17 protein-coding genes are annotated in these 19147 nt (G+C 45.5%); 9 read left to right on the forward strand and 8 right to left on the reverse strand.

The genetic code is table 11. The features are described from left to right. The first annotated feature begins 16 nt into the window (after positions 1 to 16). Positions 17 to 2647, forward strand: a complete 2631-nt coding sequence (locus LS482_RS18310) for a DNA gyrase/topoisomerase IV subunit A (RefSeq protein WP_233028961.1) — start codon at positions 17 to 19, stop codon at positions 2645 to 2647. A 220-nt stretch (positions 2648 to 2867) separates the two neighbouring features. On the opposite strand, the gene LS482_RS18315 is transcribed toward LS482_RS18310, so the two are convergent. Both LS482_RS18315 and LS482_RS18320 read right to left on the reverse strand, forming a co-directional pair. Continuing rightward, the gene (locus LS482_RS18315; RefSeq protein WP_233028962.1) at positions 2868 to 3191 is read right to left on the reverse strand and encodes a YegP family protein; all 324 of its coding nucleotides are present in this window, start codon (positions 3189 to 3191) and stop codon (positions 2868 to 2870) included. A gap of 238 nt (positions 3192 to 3429) precedes the next feature. Continuing rightward, positions 3430 to 3753 carry a YbaB/EbfC family nucleoid-associated protein gene (locus LS482_RS18320; protein ID WP_233028963.1) on the reverse strand — a complete coding sequence of 108 codons (324 nt, stop codon included), beginning with the start codon at positions 3751 to 3753 and terminating at the stop codon, positions 3430 to 3432. 80 nt (positions 3754 to 3833) lie between these two features. Between LS482_RS18320 and LS482_RS18325 the strand changes: the two genes are divergently transcribed. From LS482_RS18325 to LS482_RS18340, 4 genes are all read left to right on the forward strand, one after another. Next, positions 3834 to 5966, forward strand: a complete 2133-nt coding sequence (locus tag LS482_RS18325; RefSeq protein WP_233028964.1) for a S9 family peptidase — start codon at positions 3834 to 3836, stop codon at positions 5964 to 5966. 76 nt (positions 5967 to 6042) lie between these two features. After that, the gene (capA, locus tag LS482_RS18330) at positions 6043 to 7095 is read left to right on the forward strand and encodes a cysteate synthase (RefSeq protein ID WP_233028965.1); all 1053 of its coding nucleotides are present in this window, start codon (positions 6043 to 6045) and stop codon (positions 7093 to 7095) included. Between the two features lie 157 nt (positions 7096 to 7252). Next, complete coding sequence (gene capB / locus LS482_RS18335) at positions 7253 to 8512, forward strand: cysteate-C-fatty acyltransferase (RefSeq protein WP_233028966.1); 1260 nt, start codon at positions 7253 to 7255, stop codon at positions 8510 to 8512. A gap of 361 nt (positions 8513 to 8873) precedes the next feature. Continuing rightward, the gene (locus tag LS482_RS18340) at positions 8874 to 9566 is read left to right on the forward strand and encodes a nitroreductase family protein (protein WP_233028967.1); all 693 of its coding nucleotides are present in this window, start codon (positions 8874 to 8876) and stop codon (positions 9564 to 9566) included. 20 nt (positions 9567 to 9586) lie between these two features. On the opposite strand, the gene LS482_RS18345 is transcribed toward LS482_RS18340, so the two are convergent. After that, the gene (locus LS482_RS18345; protein ID WP_233028968.1) at positions 9587 to 10171 is read right to left on the reverse strand and encodes a YceI family protein; all 585 of its coding nucleotides are present in this window, start codon (positions 10169 to 10171) and stop codon (positions 9587 to 9589) included. After that, positions 10141 to 10515 (reverse strand): hypothetical protein, encoded by a 375-nt coding sequence (locus LS482_RS18350; RefSeq protein ID WP_233028969.1) that lies wholly within the window; start codon positions 10513 to 10515, stop codon positions 10141 to 10143. The genes LS482_RS18345 and LS482_RS18350 overlap by 31 nt, the downstream gene beginning before the upstream one ends. 306 nt (positions 10516 to 10821) lie before the next feature. Between LS482_RS18350 and cmk the strand changes: the two genes are divergently transcribed. Then, positions 10822 to 11517, forward strand: coding sequence for a (d)CMP kinase (cmk, locus tag LS482_RS18355; RefSeq protein WP_233028970.1), 696 nt, complete (start codon positions 10822 to 10824; stop codon positions 11515 to 11517). Between the two features lie 77 nt (positions 11518 to 11594). Here cmk and LS482_RS18360 read toward each other — a convergent pair whose 3' ends face one another. After that, positions 11595 to 11984 (reverse strand): LysM peptidoglycan-binding domain-containing protein, encoded by a 390-nt coding sequence (locus LS482_RS18360; protein WP_233028971.1) that lies wholly within the window; start codon positions 11982 to 11984, stop codon positions 11595 to 11597. Positions 11985 to 12331: 347 nt separating this feature from the next. Here LS482_RS18360 and LS482_RS18365 point away from each other — a divergent pair, with 347 nt between their 5' ends. From LS482_RS18365 to LS482_RS18375, 3 genes are all read left to right on the forward strand, one after another. Further along, on the forward strand, positions 12332 to 13507 hold the full coding sequence (locus LS482_RS18365; RefSeq protein WP_233028972.1) for a proline dehydrogenase family protein: 1176 nt from the start codon (positions 12332 to 12334) through the stop codon (positions 13505 to 13507). A 67-nt stretch (positions 13508 to 13574) separates the two neighbouring features. Then, the gene (gene recN / locus LS482_RS18370) at positions 13575 to 15230 is read left to right on the forward strand and encodes a DNA repair protein RecN (protein WP_233028973.1); all 1656 of its coding nucleotides are present in this window, start codon (positions 13575 to 13577) and stop codon (positions 15228 to 15230) included. Between the two features lie 103 nt (positions 15231 to 15333). Beyond that, positions 15334 to 16143 carry an enoyl-ACP reductase FabI gene (locus tag LS482_RS18375; RefSeq protein WP_233028974.1) on the forward strand — a complete coding sequence of 270 codons (810 nt, stop codon included), beginning with the start codon at positions 15334 to 15336 and terminating at the stop codon, positions 16141 to 16143. Between the two features lie 90 nt (positions 16144 to 16233). Here the strand turns inward: LS482_RS18375 and LS482_RS18380 are convergent, their stop codons facing one another. From LS482_RS18380 to LS482_RS18390, 3 genes are read right to left on the reverse strand one after another with little or no spacing between them, the layout of a single operon-like run. Continuing rightward, positions 16234 to 16815 (reverse strand): MiaE family protein, encoded by a 582-nt coding sequence (locus tag LS482_RS18380; RefSeq protein ID WP_233028975.1) that lies wholly within the window; start codon positions 16813 to 16815, stop codon positions 16234 to 16236. Continuing rightward, positions 16809 to 17369 carry a DUF1697 domain-containing protein gene (locus tag LS482_RS18385; RefSeq protein ID WP_233028976.1) on the reverse strand — a complete coding sequence of 187 codons (561 nt, stop codon included), beginning with the start codon at positions 17367 to 17369 and terminating at the stop codon, positions 16809 to 16811. Before LS482_RS18385 ends, LS482_RS18380 begins: the two co-directional genes overlap by 7 nt. Positions 17370 to 17427: 58 nt before the next feature. Then, entirely contained in the window at positions 17428 to 19146 is a 1719-nt protein-coding gene (locus LS482_RS18390) for a sodium:solute symporter family protein (protein ID WP_233028977.1), read from the reverse strand. Position 19147: the final 1 nt, after the last annotated feature.

A 19147-nucleotide genomic window follows, 5' to 3' on the forward strand; every position in this document is an offset into this window, starting at 1 on the left:
TAAATTAGCTCTGTAAATGGAGGAAAATACAGAAAATCAAGATCCGAATAACGAGGAAACAAACGCAGATTCCATTACCCGGGTAACCGGGATGTACAAAGACTGGTTCCTGGATTACGCTTCGTATGTGATCCTGGAACGTGCGGTCCCGGCTATTGAAGATGGTTTTAAGCCGGTTCAGCGCCGTATTCTGCACGCCATGAAAGAACTCGATGACGGCCGCTATAACAAGGTGGCCAATATTGTGGGGCATACCATGCAGTACCATCCTCACGGAGACGCCAGTATCGGTGATGCGATGGTTCAGGTGGGGCAGAAAGACCTGCTTATCGATACCCAGGGAAACTGGGGGAATATCCTTACGGGCGACAGTGCGGCGGCTCCCAGGTATATAGAAGCGAGGTTGTCTAAATTTGCCCTGGAGGTGGTATACAGTCCCAAGATCACCGAATGGCAGTTGAGTTATGACGGACGAAAAAAAGAACCCGTAAACCTGCCCGTGAAATTCCCGCTGTTGCTGGCACAGGGAGCGGAGGGGATTGCCGTGGGACTTTCCACTAAAGTACTCCCCCATAATTTTATAGAACTGATAGATGCTTCGGTAAAACACCTCAAGGGCAAATCCTTTAAGTTATACCCGGACTTCCCTACGGCGGGTATTATGGATGTGACCAATTATAATGACGGTAACCGCGGAGGACGGATAAGGGTAAGGGCAAAGATTGCCCAGGTAGACAAGAATGTGCTGGCCATTACGCAAATTCCATTTGGCTCCAATACATCGTCCCTCATAGATTCCATCCTGAAGGCCAATGAAAAAGGCAAGATAAAGATCAAGAAGATAGAGGACAATACGGCGGCAGAAGTAGAGATACTGGTCCATCTGCCGTCGGGTATGTCCCCGGACAAGACCATAGATGCATTATATGCGTTTACCGCCTGTGAGACCTCCATTTCTCCGCTCGGATGCGTTATTGAAGATAACAAGCCTTTGTTTATCGGGGTTTCCGAAATGCTGAAACGGTCTACCGACTATACCGTGCAACTCCTGAAACAGGAACTGGAAATACAGTTAAAAGAACTGGAAGAACAATGGCACTTTGCTTCCCTCGAACGTATTTTTATCGAGAAAAGGATTTATCGCAATATTGAAGAAGAAGAAACCTGGGAAGGGGTTATCAGTGCCATCGACAAAGGGTTGCAGCCTCATATCAAACACCTGAAGCGGGCGGTGACCGAGGAAGATATCACTAAGCTGACCGAAATACGGATAAAACGTATCTCCAGGTTCGATATCGATAAGGCGCAACAGAAGATCGAGGCCCTGGAAGGTGAGATCGAACAGGTAAAATACAACCTGGACAATCTTATAACCTATGCCATAGACTATTTTAACAGGTTGAAAAAGACATACGGAGAAGGCCGCGAGCGAAAAACGGAGATCCGGGTATTTGACGATATTGAAGCTACAAAAGTGGTGATTCGCAATACCAAGCTCTATGTCAACCGGGCCGAAGGTTTTGTGGGGACCTCGCTCCGCAAGGACGAATACGTGTGTGACTGCAGTGATATCGACGATATCATTGTATTTACCAGGGAAGGGAAAATGGTGGTGACCAAGGTAGAGGCCAAAACCTTTATAGGAAAGAATATTCTTTACGTTGCCGTATTCAAGAAAAAAGACAAGCGCACCGTATATAACCTGATCTATAAGGACGGGAAAGGCGGGGCGAGCTATATAAAGCGATTCCACGTTACTTCCGTGACACGCGACAGGGAATACGACCTTACGCAAGGTAAAAAAGGTTCGGAAATCCTTTATTTCTCGGCCAACCCCAACGGGGAAGCAGAAATGATCACCGTATTCCTGAGGCAGGTAGGGAGCATAAAAAAACTGAAATGGGATGTGGACTTTGCCGATATCCTTATCAAAGGCCGGCAGTCCAAAGGAAATGTTGTTACCAAGTATGCCGTAAAGCGGGTAGAATTGAAAGAAAAAGGGGTATCCACACTCAAGCCCCGGAAAATCTGGTTTGACGATACCGTACGGCGCCTCAATGTAGACGGAAGGGGAGAGCTCCTCGGGGCGTTTAAGGGAGAAGACCGTTTGTTGATCATTACACAATCGGGAGTGGTAAAAACCATACAACCCGACCTCTCTACGCATTTTGACGATAATATGGTGGTACTGGAGAAATGGAACCCCAAAAAGCCCATATCCGCAATTTATTATGAAGGGGAGAAAGAACGTTATTTTGTAAAGCGTTTCCTGGTAGAAAACGAAAACAGGGAAGAGCTGTTCATTACCGAACATCAAAAGTCACAGCTCGAAGTGGTGTCGACAGACTGGCGCCCGGTAGCCGAGGTGGAATTTGTAAAACCCCGCGGAAAACAACCCAGGGAAAACCTGGTGGTGGAACTGGAAGACTTTATTGCCGTAAAGGGAATAAGAGCCATGGGGAACCAGCTCACTGCCGATAAGGTAAAACAGGTGAATCTCCTCGAACCCCTGCCTTTTGACGAGCCGGAAGAACCGGAAGCAGAAGACATGGATGTGGTTGACGAAGAAACGGTAGGCGAAAAGAAGGAAGCGCCCGGAAGTATAGAAGCCTCGGGAAAGTCCCAGATAAGTCTCGATTTTGAATAACCCTTATAGCTTTGTGTGTGTTTTTGGTGGTTAAAAGGCATGGGCAGGTTGCAAAACAAGCGCAGGTCCCGAAGGCAAAATGGAAGAGGCTCCCGGGACCACTGAATTGCTATCCGGAATAAAAAAAACAGATGACGGTTGTAGCAGAACAGACTGCTGAAAAAGGATGTGAAGAAATAATATAAAAAAACCTAAAACCACGGACCGGGACGTGGTGTGGTCAGGATTCTTCCTGTGTTTCTGCTCCCGGAGCGTTGTTTTTCACGGAATCAATACCGTTTTCCATTCCTGCTTCCGAAGCGTACATCTGGCTTGTGCCTATGATCTGCCCGTTTCCCGCCTTGAGATTAAAGTAAAACTTTCCGTTTTTGGCTGTTTTCCTTTCGAACTTGGTCTCGTCCTGGGCATTTTTTTTCACGGAGGTAATCCCGTTTTCCGCAGCACTTTTACTGCTGTATGCTTCACTGCTCAGGATTACTTGCCCGTTTTTGGCCTTTAAAGTAAAGTGAAATCCCCCTTTGGTATTTTTCTTTAATTCAAACATAGAAGGTAATGTTTTATTGGTTGTGCTAGTAAATATAATAAAAATGAGGGAAGTATAGTGTTAAATATATACTGTTTTAGGAAAGAAGTATTGGATGTATAGAAGTAAAAAGCCCGAAAAAAACTACATTTCGTAAGTATACGATAAGGCAGGGGTTTTTCGGGCGTATAGCACTTTTACCGGACGATATCCCCGGGAGTATAAGGGAACTACAGGGGAAAAAACGCTTTTAAAGCCGTTATTTGAACATGTCCATTCCGGGGATGCTGGGCATTCCTTCTTTGGCTACCGAAGCCAGTTCGGCTTCATTGACCTTGGTAGCTTTTTCAATGGCCTTGTTCAGGGTAATAACAAGGTAGTCTTCCAGTTGTTCCCGGTCTTCCTGCAATGAAGGCGCTATTTCCACGGCCTTGATTTCACGGTTGGCCGTAATAGTGATTTTAAGCAAACCATCACTTGAGCTTTCGTCTATTAAAACACTGTCTAAGCGTTTTTTAGTTTCTTCAATCTTTTTCTGGGTTTCTTTTAGTTTACCCATCATTCCGGTGAGATCTCCCAACATTATTTCCTGATTTTAAATAAATATAAATGCAAAATTATTAAATTGTACTGCTTTTTGGGCGAAAATATTATAAAATCGTTATGAAAAAAATAAGTGCTTTGCTCATTATAAGTGTTATTTTTGCCACATCGTGTAAAAATAAAAATACTTCCGAAGTGACCAAAAACATTACACCTCCCATAGCGGAAAAAAAACCTGTTCCTTTAAAAAAACACGGAGATATACGGATAGACAATTATTTCTGGATGAACGAAAGAGACAATCCGGAGGTGATTGATTACCTCGAACGGGAAAACGATTACAATGAAAAGATGACTGCGCATACGAAGCAGTTCCAGGATGATCTTTTTGAAGAGATGAAGTCCAGGATAAAGGAGGATGACGCATCTGTTCCCTATTTTTATAATGGCTACTGGTATGTCACCCGCTATGAAAAAGGAAAGGATTATCCGGTATATACCCGGCGAAAGGGAACGATGGATGCCGAAGAAGAAATTATCTTTGACTGCAATGAAATGGCAAAAGAATATGCCTATTTCCGGTTGCAGGGGATTAACATCAGTCCCGATAACAAACTGGCAGCGTTTGGCGTGGACACCCTGAGCAGGAGAATTTACACTATCAGGGTAAAAAACCTCGAGACCGGTGAAATATATTCCCGTGAGATCGAAAATACCACGGGGGGAAGTACCTGGGGGAATGACAATAAAACGTTGTTCTATACTGCAAAAGACCCGCAGACCCTGCGCTCGGAAAAAATATACAGGCATGCACTCGGAGCCGAAAAAGAAGATGAACTGGTGTATCACGAAGAGGACGATACCTTCAATGCCTTTGTGTATAAGACAAAATCCAGAAAATACATCGTTGCCGGTTCCCACAGTACACTTACATCGGAATACAGTATCCTCAGTGCCGATGAACCCACTGCTGAATTTAAGGTGTTCCAGCCCAGGATACGCGGATTGGAATACGATATAGCTCACTACGACGACCATTTTTATATTGTCACCAATGCCAACGGGGCCACCAATTTCAAACTGATGAAAACCCCGGAAAACAATACGGACAAAGCACATTGGGAAGAAGTGTTGCCGCACCGGGAAGATGTTTTGCTGGAAGATATAGACATCTTTAAGGACTTCCTGGTGGTCAGCGAACGTAACAGGGGGCTCAATAAAATCCGTGTGATGCGCTGGGACGGGGAAGTCGATTATTACCTGCCCTTTGACAATGAGACATACATGGCCTTCACGACCACGAACATCGAATTTGATACGGACACTTTGCGATATAGCTATAATGCGCTTACGACCCCGCTTTCCACAATAGATTTTAATATGGTGACCAGGGAAAAAGTGGTCAAGAAAGAACAGGAAGTGCTGGGCGGTAAGTTCGATAAGGATAGCTACACTTCCGAAAGGGTCTGGGCTACGGCCAGGGACGGTAAAAAGATACCGGTGTCCCTTGTTTACAGGAAAGGTATTAAAAAAGACGGAAACAACCCGTTACTGCTTTACGGTTACGGTTCTTACGGGGCCACCATAGACCCTTATTTTTCATCCGTAAGGCTTAGCCTGCTGGACCGTGGCTTTATCTATGCCATAGCACACGTAAGAGGAGGGGAGTACCTGGGAAGACCCTGGTATGAAGACGGAAAACTTCTCAAAAAGAAAAATACGTTTACCGATTTTATCGATTGTTCCAAATTCCTGATCGGGGAAAAATACACTGCACCGGAACATCTGTATGCCATGGGAGGCTCTGCCGGCGGATTACTGATAGGGGCCGTGGTAAATATGGCTCCGGAGTTGTATAACGGTGTTGTGGCCGCCGTGCCTTTCGTAGATGTGGTGACCACCATGCTGGACGAATCCATACCACTTACTACCGGCGAGTATGACGAATGGGGGAATCCCAACGAAAAGGAATATTACAACTACATAAAATCCTATTCACCTTATGACAATGTTGAAGCCCGGGCATATCCCAATATGCTGGTCACCACGGGGTATCACGACTCGCAGGTGCAATACTGGGAACCTGCAAAATGGGTGGCCAAACTCAGGGACTTGAAAACAGATGATAATATACTCCTGTTTCACACCAATATGGATGCCGGGCACAGCGGAGCATCAGGGCGTTTTGAAGCACTTCACGAGGTTGCCGAAGAGTACGCATTCATGTTAGATTTGGAGGGAATTAAAGAGTAATAAAAAAAAATAACTAAATTTGCTCGGTTTTTGGTTTTTTCAAAAGAAACCGACTTTGGAACCAAACACATGTTATATGGAACAAAAAATTAAGGCTTACAATAACGTATTAGAGCTTATCGGAAATACGCCAATTATAAAACTTAATGCCATAACCAATTCCCTCCAAGGAAATTTTTATGCAAAGGTAGAAGCTTTTAACCCCGGCCATTCCACAAAAGACAGGATAGCACTCTATATCATAGAGCAGGCGGAAAGGAACGGAATACTAAAGCCGGGAGATACCATTATCGAAACCACCTCGGGCAATACCGGGTTCAGCATCGCGATGGTGAGTATTGTGAAAGGGTATGACTGTGTGCTGGCGGTGAGTTCCAAATCCTCGCAAGACAAGATAGATATGCTGAGGTCAATGGGGGCCAAGGTATACGTGTGTCCCGCTCATGTCAGTGCAGACGACCCCCGTTCCTATTATCAGGTGGCAAGGCGTATGCACGAGGAAATGAAAGGGTCGGTTTATATCAACCAGTATTTTAACGAACTGAATATTGATGCCCACTACAATACTACGGGGCCGGAATTGTGGGAACAGACCGGAGGTACTATTACACACCTTATAGCCTGCAGCGGAACCGGAGGCACTATTTCCGGTACGGCAAGATATCTTAAAGAACAGGCCAAAAAGAACGGAAAGGACATAAGGATCATAGGAGTGGATGCCTACGGGTCCGTGCTCAAAAAGTACCACGAAACAGGGGAGTTTGATTCCAAGGAGATCTATCCCTACCGGATAGAAGGCCTGGGTAAAAACCTTATCCCCACGGCTACGGACTTTGACGTGATCGATAAGTTTGTAAAGGTAACCGACGAGGAAAGTGCACATACCGCAAGAGAGGTCTCCAAGACCGAAGGACTTTTCGTGGGGTATACCAGCGGAGCGGTAATGCAGGCTGTAAAACAACTTGCGGCACAAGGGGAATTTGATGAGAACAGCAACGTTATTATGGTGTTCCCCGACCACGGCTCCAGGTACATGAGCAAGATATACAGCGATGAATGGATGCGTGAACAAGGATTTTTTGACAGTAAAAACATCGAGGAAGAACAGAAAATAGAATACATAAAGTAAGAAAGTTCTAAAACATCCGCTAAAATGCGGATGTTTGTTTACAAAATGGGTGCTAATAGTTCATATCTTCCCGAAAATTTTTGTGAAGGCATATTTAAAATATGTAATTTAGCCTGTTCGTGCTAAAAAAATTTTATCATAAAATTTTGAGATCTACATGAAGGATTTATTTGACAGGATCATTGAAAATAAGGGACCATTGGGAAAATGGGCGTCACAGGCAGAAGGGTATTTTGTATTCCCGAAACTGGAAGGCCCTATTTCCAATAGAATGAAATTCAACGGAAAGGAAGTTATAACCTGGAGCATCAACGATTATCTGGGCCTGGCGAATCACCCCGATGTGCTGAAGGCCGATGCGGAAGCAGCTGCCGAGCACGGCAGCGCATATCCGATGGGTGCGCGGATGATGAGCGGGCATACCGATGTTCACGAAAAACTTCAGGATGAACTGGCAGCTTTCGTTAAAAAAGAGGCTGCATATCTGCTGAATTTCGGTTACCAGGGGATGGTTTCGGCCATAGATGCGCTGGTAACCAAAGACGATATTATCGTTTATGATGTGGATTCCCATGCCTGTATTATAGATGGTGTGCGTTTGCATATGGGAAAACGGTTTACCTTTATGCACAACGACATTGACAGTCTGGAGAAAAACCTGGAAAGGGCTACCAAAATGGCCGAACAGACCGGAGGGGGAATACTGGTTATTTCCGAAGGTGTGTTTGGCATGCGGGGAGAGCAGGGAAAACTGAAAGAGATCGTAGCCCTGAAGGAAAAATATAAATTCCGCCTTCTGGTAGACGATGCACATGGTTTCGGAACACTCGGAGCTACAGGTGCCGGAGCGGGAGAAGAGCAGGATGTACAGGACGGCATAGATGTGTACTTTGCCACCTTCGCTAAATCCATGGCCAGTATAGGAGCTTTTCTGGCCGGTGACAGGGAAATTATAGACTACCTGAAATACAATCTGCGTTCGCAGATGTTTGCAAAATCCCTGCCCATGGTCTTTGTAAAAGGTGCGTTGAAACGCCTTGAAATGCTTCGTACCATGCCCGAGCTCAAAGGGAAATTGTGGGAAAACGTAAATGCCCTGCAAAACGGCCTCAAGGCCCGTGGGTTTGATATAGGAACTACCAATACCTGTGTAACCCCGGTATACCTTAACGGAAGTATCCCGGAAGCCATGGCGCTGGTGAAGGACCTCAGGGAAAATTACGGTGTTTTCTGTTCTATTGTCGTATATCCCGTAATCCCCAAAGGCCTTATCCTTCTCAGGATGATCCCTACGGCGACCCATACACTGGACGATGTGAATCAAACGCTCGATGCCTTTTCCGCGATCCGTGACCGATTGGAGAACGGTACGTACAAAAGGCTTTCCGCGGCAGTTTCTGCTGCAATGGGAGAGTAGTTAAGATATATAAGCGTATTGAAAAGGCATTGTGCAAAACGCAGTGCCTTTTTTGTTTCCGGTGAACCCGTATTCCGAATATCGGATCAAAATCAAAAGTCGTGAAGTAAAATTGGATTTCTGGGCTATGGGATGAGATGTAAGACCTATGACTGTAAGATACAGGAAGTTTTTCAGGTATTGTTTTACCGGGATTGCAGCTATGTTGAAAATATTTATGGTTTTTAAAGGTGCTCTGATGACAGTGAAAGCAACCTGCAACGCGTAATCCCTTTTCATTTTCGCATGGGCCTGTTCCCGAATATCCGGATTTTTACTTATCTTAAATGGGGCATATTGTCTTTTATTAATCCCGGAAAATATGGAAATTAAACAACATAGGTTTATTCAGGGCCATAAACACGTAGCTTATAAAGCACAAACCTTTCCTGAAGAAGAAATGCTGCGGAGAAGCAGGGAATTTTACGATTGGATGGAGAAACGCCGTTCCGTCAGGGATTTTTCCGGTAAACCCGTGCCGAGAGAAGTGATTGAGAATATTATCCGGACCGCTTCGACCGCTCCGTCCGGGGCCCATAAACAACCGTGGACTTTTTGTGTGGTATCTTCTCCTTCACTGAAAACAAGGATATGTGTCGCCGCAGAACAGGAAGAAAAGGAAAATTATGATCGCAGGATGAGCGAAAGCTGGAAGAAGGACCTGGAGCCCCTGGCCACAAATGCCAGTAAATCCTTTTTGCAAACTGCGCCCTGGCTGATCGTAGTTTTTAAAAAGGTGCTGGAATATGCCGATCATGGGGAAAAACGAAATAATTATTATGTAAATGAATCCGTAGGGATAGCCTCCGGCATGCTCATTACCGCCATACATAATGCAGGCCTCGTTACCCTTACCCATACACCGAGCCCAATGAATTTCCTGGCAAAAATACTGCAACGCCCGGACAATGAAAGACCGTTTTTACTGTTACCCGTAGGCTATCCCGCACCACAGGTGTTTGTTCCTGACCTCAAAAGAAAGGAATTGCATGAAACAACGGTGTTTTACGACTAAGAAATAGTTACGGAAAGGTTTTAGTGCAATTCAAAATTCACATCTACAGTAACCTCCCGGGCAATTTTGTTGCGTACGATACCCGGTATTTTAATACCAAAATCTGAAGGAGTCGTTGTAAAAGCGGATTTGAGGACTATTGTGTTTTCCGATTTTTGCAGCGTCACGGGAATGTCCATTGCCCTGGTCGTTCCCTTGATAGTCAATTCACCGCTGATCCGGTATTCGGAAGGGTTATCGTTCAGGGAGCCTATGTCGAACCCTTCGATATGTCCCCGGAAGGCGGCTTTGGGATATTCGTCGGACATGACGTAGTTTTCGTTAAAATGTTCTTCCATAAGAGCTACCTTAAACCGGAAACTCTTTATCAGGACAAGCGATGCGAATTCCCCGGTGGCAGCATTCAGTATGGCAGAGGCGCTTTGTGTACGGGCATCTACCTCCTCAAAAGAAGGTACCGAAGCCTCGAAATGTATCTCTCCCGACCGGGTAATGTATTTTTTCTGGGCCTGTAAAGGAGTACCCGCCGATATCAGAAATGCCAGAACAAGGCTTGTCAGTATGCCGGTTATCGTTACTCCTGTATGAATCCCTGGTCTGCCCATTCTTCGATAATATCCCTGTTCGCCTGGCTCATAAGTCCCGTAGGAGGCATGGGATTACCGGAACTGTTTATTCTCGTAAGAAGCCCCCTGCTTTCTATGGCCTGTTTCACGGCATTATAGGTTGTAAGGTGCATTGGCGCATTGTTCTGCGGCGGATCGGAGTGACAGCTCAGGCAATTACTCTGTATTATAGGGGCAACGTCATCTGCATAAGTTATTTCTTCTCCCGGATCGGGGTCGGGATCCGGGGCGAGATCGTCATCGCTGCTGCTGGAGCAGGATAAGGTAAGCAGCACAGTTAAAAACATACTGCTTAAAATGGAAATAATGCCCTTGGTTTTCATGACTTTGTAGCAGTTTTAATGGTTGAAAAAACATCATGTTTATGTATAAATTTAATAAAAAATTAGGGTTTTTTATGGTTTTATTTTAGTTTTTTAATTAAAAAGGATCATTAAATTTATGTGTATGTGATTTCTGTACATATAAGGATAGGGATGTAACATGATGCGGGGAAGTGTTTATTCAAAAAAAATATATTGCGGAATAAGAGTGATAAGGAGAGATTTGTTTAATTTGTGTAGAGAACAGTTGACGAAGCGATTGACCGGTTCTTTTGCATCAGCACTATTTAAATTCAATTTATTCGAATGAAAAAGATCATTATTGCCATAGACGGTTATTCTTCCACCGGGAAAAGTACCATAGCAAAGCGACTGGCCCGTGAATTAGGGTATGTTTATGTAGATACGGGAGCCATGTACCGGGCAGTGACGCTTTTTGCCATGGAGAAGGGATTGCTGGACGGTGAAGAACCGGACAGGAAGAACCTAATCCGGAAACTTGATACTATCAGTATACGCTTTGTTCCCAATGCTGACCTTGGATATGCCGAAACTTACCTGAATGGCACGAATGTCGAGGAAGAAATAAGAAGCATGGAAGTCTCCAACCGGGTAAGTGCAATAGCAGCTATTCCCGAAGTGAGACATAAACTCGTGGAGGAGCAACGAAAGATGGGAGAAGAAAAAGGAATTGTTATGGACGGCAGGGATATCGGTACCGTGGTTTTCCCTGATGCGGAGTTAAAACTGTTCATGACCGCATCTCCTGAAATCCGTGCAAGCCGCAGGTATAAGGAATTGCTGGGCAAGGGGAAAAAGGTAACTTATGAAGCGGTATTGAAGAATGTCATAGACCGCGATTATATCGATTCACACCGCAAAGACTCCCCGTTGATAAAAGCACCTGATGCCATAGAGCTGGACAATACCGATATGGGAAAGGACGAGCAGTTTGAGCGCATCTACAACCACGCTCTTCGCATGATAAACAAAAAAAAATAAAGGGGTAGTGAACCCCGGATTTCATTTCTGCTTTCCGTATAATTGTCCGGAAGAAACGCGAACCCGGGATTTTTTGATCAGGAAAGTCTCGGGATTACCAGTTCCTGGTCAGGGTGTATGAGATCCGGATTCTTCAGTTTGTCCGTATTGGCCTGGAAAATGGTATTGTACTTGGAGGCGTCCCCGTAATAATGTTTGGCTATTTTTCCCAGGGTCTCGCCTTTTTGTACCACGTGCCTGTGGTATACAGAGGCGTCCTCTTCCGCTACACGGATATCCGCTTTGATGTCTGTCGGCTGATTGCCGCCGATTTCCTTGATCTTGTCCCAGATGATGTTTTTTTCATACTGGGTATTGGTGGTTCCTTTTAGCTTCAGGATGCCATCGGCTTCCTCTACGTTGCCGTTTTTGATCTGCAGCGCCGCACCCAGGTCAAGGACCGGCTGGTATTTTGCTTTAACACTCATTGTTTTGTACATTTAATAATTAAACCTAGTAAATATACATAATTTGTGCAGTATTTTTTGTGTTAACGTTGTAAAATTATCGTTATAAAATGGATGAAATGCACAAAAAAACGGATAAACCCGAAAAGATTCCAATATAAAATCCGGTTATTGAAAATTATGCAATAATTTTTCAAGGCTTTATGACCGATTTTAAACAAATAAATTTATTTTCGTCATGGGAAAACAACATGCCATTTTTCCTTCTTTTCAGGGATTGTCCCTGTTGAACAACCGGTGCGAAACGATGAGTTAAACCGTATTTTCGTCCCGGTATTTTAAATGACCTTTTTAATGAAGAACAGTAAATGGAAAAAATTTTTGAAGACACAAAAACTGCCTTCGCCCTAAAAACCGATGCGGAACTGGAGAGGGCGTATTTTCTGTTTAAGCTGATCGCCAATCAGCCTTTGGTACGAATAGGTACCGCAGTGACCAATTTTGCCATCAAGACACACCTCCCGGTGGAAGGACTTATCCGATCTACCGTATTCGATCATTTTTGTGGTGGTGTGAACGAAGAAGATTGCATGCCGGTCGTAGACAAGATCTTTGAAAAAGGGGTCTGCTCCGTGCTGGATTATTCCGTAGAGGGAAAAGACGAAGAAAACCCGCTGGATGAGTCCCACAGGAGAGTTATTGACATACTGAATTTTGTCAAAGAGAAGGAAGCCATACCCTTTGCCGTGTTCAAACCTTCCAGTTTTGGCAGGTTTTCACTCTTTCAGAAAATAAGTGAAGGCAAAGAGCTTACGATCCGCGAACAGGACGAGTGGGACCGCGTGGTCAACCGTTTTGATTCTTCCTGCCGGAAAGCCCACCAGCTGGATGTATCACTGCTGATAGATGCCGAGGAAAGCTGGATGCAGGATGCTGCCGATAACCTGATCACCGACATGATGCGGAAGTACAATAAAAAGAAGGTTATCGTATACAACACCTTGCAGATGTACAGGTGGGACCGGATGGATTTTCTGAAGAAACTTTACCGGCAGGCCGAAGAGGAAGGCTTTTATGTAGGGGTAAAACTGGTACGGGGAGCCTACATGGAAAAAGAGAACGAAAGGGCGGAAGAAATGGGCTATCCTACTCCCATTTGTCCTTCCAAGGATGCCACGGACAAGAACTATAACGAAGCCATAACCTATATGCTGGAGCACTTGGACCGTATGGCCATTTTTGCCGGAACACACAATGAGGAAAGTTCATACAGGCTTATGGAACTCATGGAGAAGTACAGAATCGCCAAAGACGATTCGAGGGTGTGGTTCGGGCAGTTATACGGTATGAGCGACCACATAAGCTATAATCTCGGTGCCCGGGGGTATAATGTGGCCAAATACCTGCCGTTCGGCCCGGTGAAGGACGTGATGCCCTACCTGATCCGGAGGGCGGAAGAAAACACCTCCGTGGCCGGACAGACCAGCAGGGAACTGTCCTTGCTGAAAAACGAAAGAAAGCGAAGAAAGCTGGAATTTTTATAGGTAGTGAAATTATGGATACTGCATTCAAAAATGTTAGTATATTTGAAAAGTAAAAAACCGTTGTGTATTGTTACTTTCACTTTCCATAAAGAACTATGCCCTTATAGACGACCTCAAGGTCCGTTTTGACCGCGGGCTTACGATCATTACCGGGGAAACCGGTGCCGGAAAGTCCATATTACTGGGCGGGTTGTCACTTATACTGGGCAAACGTGCAGACCTGAACAGCTTAAAGAGCAAAGAGAAAAAGTGTATCATAGAAGCCGAGTTCTCAGTAGAAGATTACCATCTGCAAACACTTTTTGAGAAACTTGACCTGGACTATGAACCCAATACCATTATCCGCCGGGAGATCCTTCCCGGCGGTAAATCCCGGGCTTTTGTAAATGATACCCCGGTAACGCTGGATGTTTTGTTGACCCTGAGCCTCAGACTCATCGATATCCATTCCCAGCACCAGACCCTGCAACTTACCAATAACGATTTCCAGTTCCAGGTTATCGATGCCATAGCCGGGAACAAGCAGGGGATAGAAAAGTATAGAAATAAACTGGCGGCATACCACAAGGCCAAAAAAGAACTTCAGGGGCTGATAGACTTTCAGCAGGAAGCTGACAAAGAGCAGGATTACAATGCATTTCTGCTCAAGGAATTACAGGAAGCCAAACTGGAACCGGGTATGCTGGAAGAACTGGAAGCCACTTTCGAAAAACTGAACAATGTTGAGGAGATCAAGGAAAAACTGGCTTTCTCCTCCCAATTGTTAAGTGACGAACATGCCGGTATCCTGGTCAACCTCAATGCCATGCGGAATGCGCTGAGCAAACTTTCGGACTATGGCCCCCGCTTTGAAGAACTGCAAAACAGGATCAATTCGGTATTTATAGAACTCGACGATACTTTTAACGAAATAGAAAACATAGACGAGACCGTAGAAGCCGACCCGCAGCAACTGGAACAGGTAAATACGAGGCTGCAGCTTCTCTATGACCTCCAGAAAAAACACAATGTACTGGAAGTAGAAGAGCTCATAAGGATTCAAAAAGAACTGGAAGAAAAAATATCGGTTACGGAAAATCTCGAAGCCGACATTAAAAACAAGCAGCTCGAGGTCCTGAAACTGGAAGAAGAGCTGGACAAACTGGCTTCAGGAATACACGGAAAAAGAGTGAAGGAAGCTCCGCAATTGAAAAAAAACCTGGAGCGTTCGCTCGAAAAACTGGGCATGCCCAATGCCTCTTTTAAAATCGAAATAAGGCCAACCACATCGTTTTTTGCCAACGGTAAGGACGAACTGCACTTTTTGTTCTCGGCAAACAAGGGAAGCGGTTATGGCGAATTGAAAAAGGTGGCTTCCGGAGGGGAGCTCTCCCGGATCATGCTCTCCATAAAAGCCGTACTGGCCCGGTATGAGAAGCTGCCCACCATAATGTTCGACGAGATCGATACCGGGGTTTCCGGGGAAGTATCGGACAAAATGGGAGATATTATGCAGCAAATGAGTGAAACCATGCAGGTGTTTTCCATTACCCACCTGCCGCAGATTGCCGCCAAGGGAACAAGGCATTTCAAGGTGTATAAGGAAGACTCCGGGGGAGTGACCTCTACCGAAATAAAAGAACTCTCAACAGACGAACGCATTGTAGAGATCGCCGAGATGCTGAGCGGGAAGAACATTTCCGAATCGGCCATATCCCACGCGAAAGAATTGTTACTGTTGTAATGGTTTTCCGGGCAGGGGAGACTGAATGAGATTGACGGGAATTGAAAAAACAAAGCTTTAAAAACTGAAAAGAACCTAATAAACGACAAACATAGAGATAGAAATGTACAACTTACTGAAAGGAAAAAAAGGAATTATTTTTGGTGCCCTGGATGAAAATTCCATCGCCTGGAAGACTGCTGAAAGAGTTCATGAAGAAGGAGGCACTTTTGTGCTGACCAATGCACCCATAGCCATGCGGATGGGACAGATAAAGACATTGGCGGAAAAAACAGGCTCGGAGATCATCCCGGCAGATGCCACAAATGTGGACGACCTGCAGGAGCTTGTGGAAAAATCCGTGGAGATATTGGGAGGAAAGATCGATTTTGTACTGCATTCCGTCGGAATGTCCGTAAATGTGAGGAAAGGAAGGCACTATACCGATCAGAATTATGATTTTACGACCAAGGGATGGGACGTGTCTGCCGTATCCTTTCACAAGGTCATGCAAACCCTGCATAAAAACGATGCCATGAGCGAATGGGGGAGCATCGTGGCGCTGACTTATATGGCTGCCCAGCGAACTTTCCCCGATTATAACGATATGGCCGATAACAAGGCCTACCTCGAATCTATCGCCAGGAGTTTCGGCTATTTCTACGGGAAAGACAAAAAGGTCAGGGTAAATACCATTTCGCAGTCTCCTACACCTACTACAGCAGGGCAAGGCGTAAAAGGCTTTGACGGTTTTATCGCCTATGCCGATATGATGTCACCTTTGGGGAATGCTACTGCTGCCGAATGTGCAGACTATACCGTAACCCTTTTCTCCGATCTTACAAAGAAGGTGACCATGCAAAACCTCTATCACGATGGCGGTTTTTCCAACACCGGGGTCAGCAACGAGGTGATGGAAAAGTTTATGAAATAAAAGATCACATAAAATACATATAAAATAAATCCCGCTACCTGGCTTTGTCCGGGGTAGCGGGATTTTATTCTTTACGGGATGGCCCGTGATCTATCCGTGCATTGTTTCCTTTTTACCCAGTTCTTTCATGATTTCCGCTTCGTATTCCAGCAGGTCCTGCCATTTTTGGTCCACTTCTTCCCGGTTTCCGTACCGGCGGGCGAAAGAGAGGAACATGGTATAGTGATTGGCTTCGCTGGTCATCAGGTTCCTGTAAAATTCGGCCAGCTCGTTGTCCTCTATGTTTTCGGAGAGGAGGCGGAAACGTTCACAACTGCGTGCCTCGATCAGGGCCGCATACAATAACCGGTGGACAAGGTGCGATTCCCGGCTGCCGCCTTTCGGGAAAAATTTCATGAGCCGTACCACATATTCGTCTTTTCGTTCCCTGCCCAATATCCAGCCCCGGGCAATGATCCTGTCGTGTACCATTTTAAAATGACTTATTTCTTCCTTTACCAGGGCAGTCATGGCCTGGACGAGGTCTGTGTATTCCGGGAAGGAAACAATGAGCGAAATGGCCGTACTGGCCGCTTTTTGCTCACAATAAGCGTGGTCCGTTAGTATTTCTTCGATGTTTTTCTCTACAATGTTTACCCAGCGGGGATCTGTCGGTAATTTTAGTCCTAACATGCCTTTTCGGTATTTTCTGCTATTTGTATCAGTTTGTTTACGGTGTTCCAGTTTCTGGTAGTGGCACGGATTTTCAGCTTGTTTTCAAAAAAATTATTGGACAGTTTCGTTTTTCCGTATCCTTCGGGGCAATAGAGGTATATGCACGTATCGGTGACCGTAAACCGTTCGGCTTCGCTTGCGTAGGGTTCCAGTTTTTCTACCTGTTCTGCGGAGGGTGCTTTGCGGATAAAGGTAAAGTAGCGTCTTTTGGTGTCTCCTTCGGAAGGCGGGTAGGGACTGCGGTCTCTTAACTGTTCGAGCACTGCCCTGGTCTTGATAAAGGCAGTGACATTTTCGTAGCCGAATACAGTTTCTATTTCTTTTTCAATACGTGCTTCCAGGGTGCTGGCATTTTCGTCTGAAGCGCAATTAAATACGATATTTCCACTCTGAACATAAGTGGTGATATCGGCGAAACCAAGTGTTTCAAACAGTTTTTTGAGCTCCGCCATTTTTATGATATTCTTCCCCGAGACATTGATCCCCCGAAGCATGCAGATGTATGTTTTCACGATTTTATGGTTTTACGGCAAAGATAATAAATTCGACAGGGGAAAACTGTCCGGCATATTATCGGTTCCTGCTCATCTGCATGGAACGTCGCAGCATTTCCAGGAACATTGCAATGCCGATAACGAGGACACAACCTATGAAATTGAGCCACAGGTAGCCTATTTGTTCCTCTACGTAAATAAAACGGTAGTAGATAAATAAAATGATCGACTGGGTGAGCACGGCACTCCAGAAAACCGCGTTTCCGCGTACAAACCGGAAAAAGAAGGCCAGGAGGAATATGCCCAGTACATTGCCATAGAATACCGAACCTATGATATTCACCAGCTGGATGAGGTTGTCTACCAACGATCCGAAATTGGCAAACAGGATGGCAATAACACCCCAGAGCAGTGTAAACCATTTGGATGCCGAAAGATAATGGCCGTCTTCTTTCTCCGTTTTGTGGCTTCTCTTGTAAAGGTCAATGGTGGTAATGGTCCCGAGGGCGTTGAGTTCCGAGGCAGTTGACGACATAGCCGCCGACAGGATAACAGCGAGCAGTAGCCCTATAAAGCCCCTGGGGAGGTTGTTGAGTATAAAATGGATAAAGACATAATCCTTGTCGTTCGTTTCAATGGAGGCATCAGCCTTTTCGATCAGTTTACGGGCCTTTCCGCGGTTTTCCCTTTCCTGCTTGTTTATGGCCTGTATTTTACGCTTGGCGGCCATGGTGAGCTGGTAATCCTTTACATTCAGGACTCCCGAATAATGTTCCTGGGCCATCTTCTTCCGGGATTCCAGGAGTTGGTGCTCCTCTTCCAGTTGTTTGTACTCGTCTGAATAAGATGAGTTTAATACGGCTTCCGTTGCAGCAGGGTTAAAGTTGAGCGGGGAGGAATGGTATTGGTAAAAGACAAAGACCATAACCCCGACAAGCAGAATAAAAAACTGCATCGGCACCTTCAATAATCCGTTAAAAATAAGCCCCAGCTGACTTTCCCTTACGGAACTCCCGGAAAGGTAGCGTTGCACCTGGCTCTGGTCCGTACCGAAATAGGAAAGCATCAGGAAAAAACCGCCGGTAATACCGCTCCAGAAAGTATAACGGCTTTGGGTGTCCATGGAAAAGTCCAGGATATTCAGTTTGCCGTTGGCCCCGGCTACTTTCATGGCTTTGCCGAAGGTCAGATCGTTGGGCAGGTAGTCCAGGATAAGAAAAAATGCGACGAACATACCGGACATGATCACGAACATCTGTTGTTTCTGGGTGACGTTTACGGCTTTTGTACCCCCTATCACCGTATACACAATAACAAGGGAGCCAATCATTATATTAAGCGTTTTCAGGTCCCATCCGAGTACGGCAGACAGGATGATGGACGGGGCATAAATGGTGATCCCCGCAGCCAGTCCCCGTTGCACGAGGAAGAGAATGGCAGTAAGGCTCCTGGTCTTCAGGTCGAAACGTTGTTCGAGGAACTCATATGCGGTATATACCTTGAGCCGGTGGTAGACCGGGATAAAAACCATGCAGATAACGATCATGGCCAGAGGAAGCCCGAAATAGAACTGAACGAAGCCCATGCCGTCGTGGAAAGCCTGTCCCGGGGTCGACAAAAAAGTGATGGCACTGGCCTGTGTGGCCATTACGGAAAGTCCTACGGTCCACCATTTGGCTTCCTGGTTGCCCAGGATATAGTCCTTTACCGTAGTGTTTTTCTTGGTCTTCCACGTACCGTAGACCACGATGAAAAGAAGCGTGGTATACAATACTATCCAATCGATGCTTTCCATG

The sequence above is a fragment of the Sinomicrobium kalidii genome (assembly GCF_021183825.1).
Taxonomy (GTDB): domain Bacteria; phylum Bacteroidota; class Bacteroidia; order Flavobacteriales; family Flavobacteriaceae; genus Sinomicrobium; species Sinomicrobium kalidii.

Coding starts and splice junctions, on each gene's coding strand:
- LS482_RS18310 (WP_233028961.1), top strand. CDS start 17: ATGGAGGAAAATACAGAAAATCAAGATCCGAATAACGAGGAAACAAAC.
- LS482_RS18375 (WP_233028974.1), top strand. CDS start 15,334: ATGTACAACTTACTGAAAGGAAAAAAAGGAATTATTTTTGGTGCCCTG.
- LS482_RS18315 (WP_233028962.1), bottom strand. CDS start 3,191: ATGTTTGAATTAAAGAAAAATACCAAAGGGGGATTTCACTTTACTTTA.
- LS482_RS18390 (WP_233028977.1), bottom strand. CDS start 19,146: ATGGAAAGCATCGATTGGATAGTATTGTATACCACGCTTCTTTTCATC.
- capA (WP_233028965.1), top strand. CDS start 6,043: ATGGAACAAAAAATTAAGGCTTACAATAACGTATTAGAGCTTATCGGA.
- LS482_RS18325 (WP_233028964.1), top strand. CDS start 3,834: ATGAAAAAAATAAGTGCTTTGCTCATTATAAGTGTTATTTTTGCCACA.
- LS482_RS18340 (WP_233028967.1), top strand. CDS start 8,874: ATGGAAATTAAACAACATAGGTTTATTCAGGGCCATAAACACGTAGCT.
- cmk (WP_233028970.1), top strand. CDS start 10,822: ATGAAAAAGATCATTATTGCCATAGACGGTTATTCTTCCACCGGGAAA.
- LS482_RS18320 (WP_233028963.1), bottom strand. CDS start 3,753: ATGTTGGGAGATCTCACCGGAATGATGGGTAAACTAAAAGAAACCCAG.
- LS482_RS18345 (WP_233028968.1), bottom strand. CDS start 10,171: ATGGGCAGACCAGGGATTCATACAGGAGTAACGATAACCGGCATACTG.
- LS482_RS18365 (WP_233028972.1), top strand. CDS start 12,332: ATGGAAAAAATTTTTGAAGACACAAAAACTGCCTTCGCCCTAAAAACC.
- LS482_RS18360 (WP_233028971.1), bottom strand. CDS start 11,984: ATGAGTGTTAAAGCAAAATACCAGCCGGTCCTTGACCTGGGTGCGGCG.
- LS482_RS18380 (WP_233028975.1), bottom strand. CDS start 16,815: ATGTTAGGACTAAAATTACCGACAGATCCCCGCTGGGTAAACATTGTA.
- LS482_RS18350 (WP_233028969.1), bottom strand. CDS start 10,515: ATGAAAACCAAGGGCATTATTTCCATTTTAAGCAGTATGTTTTTAACT.
- capB (WP_233028966.1), top strand. CDS start 7,253: ATGAAGGATTTATTTGACAGGATCATTGAAAATAAGGGACCATTGGGA.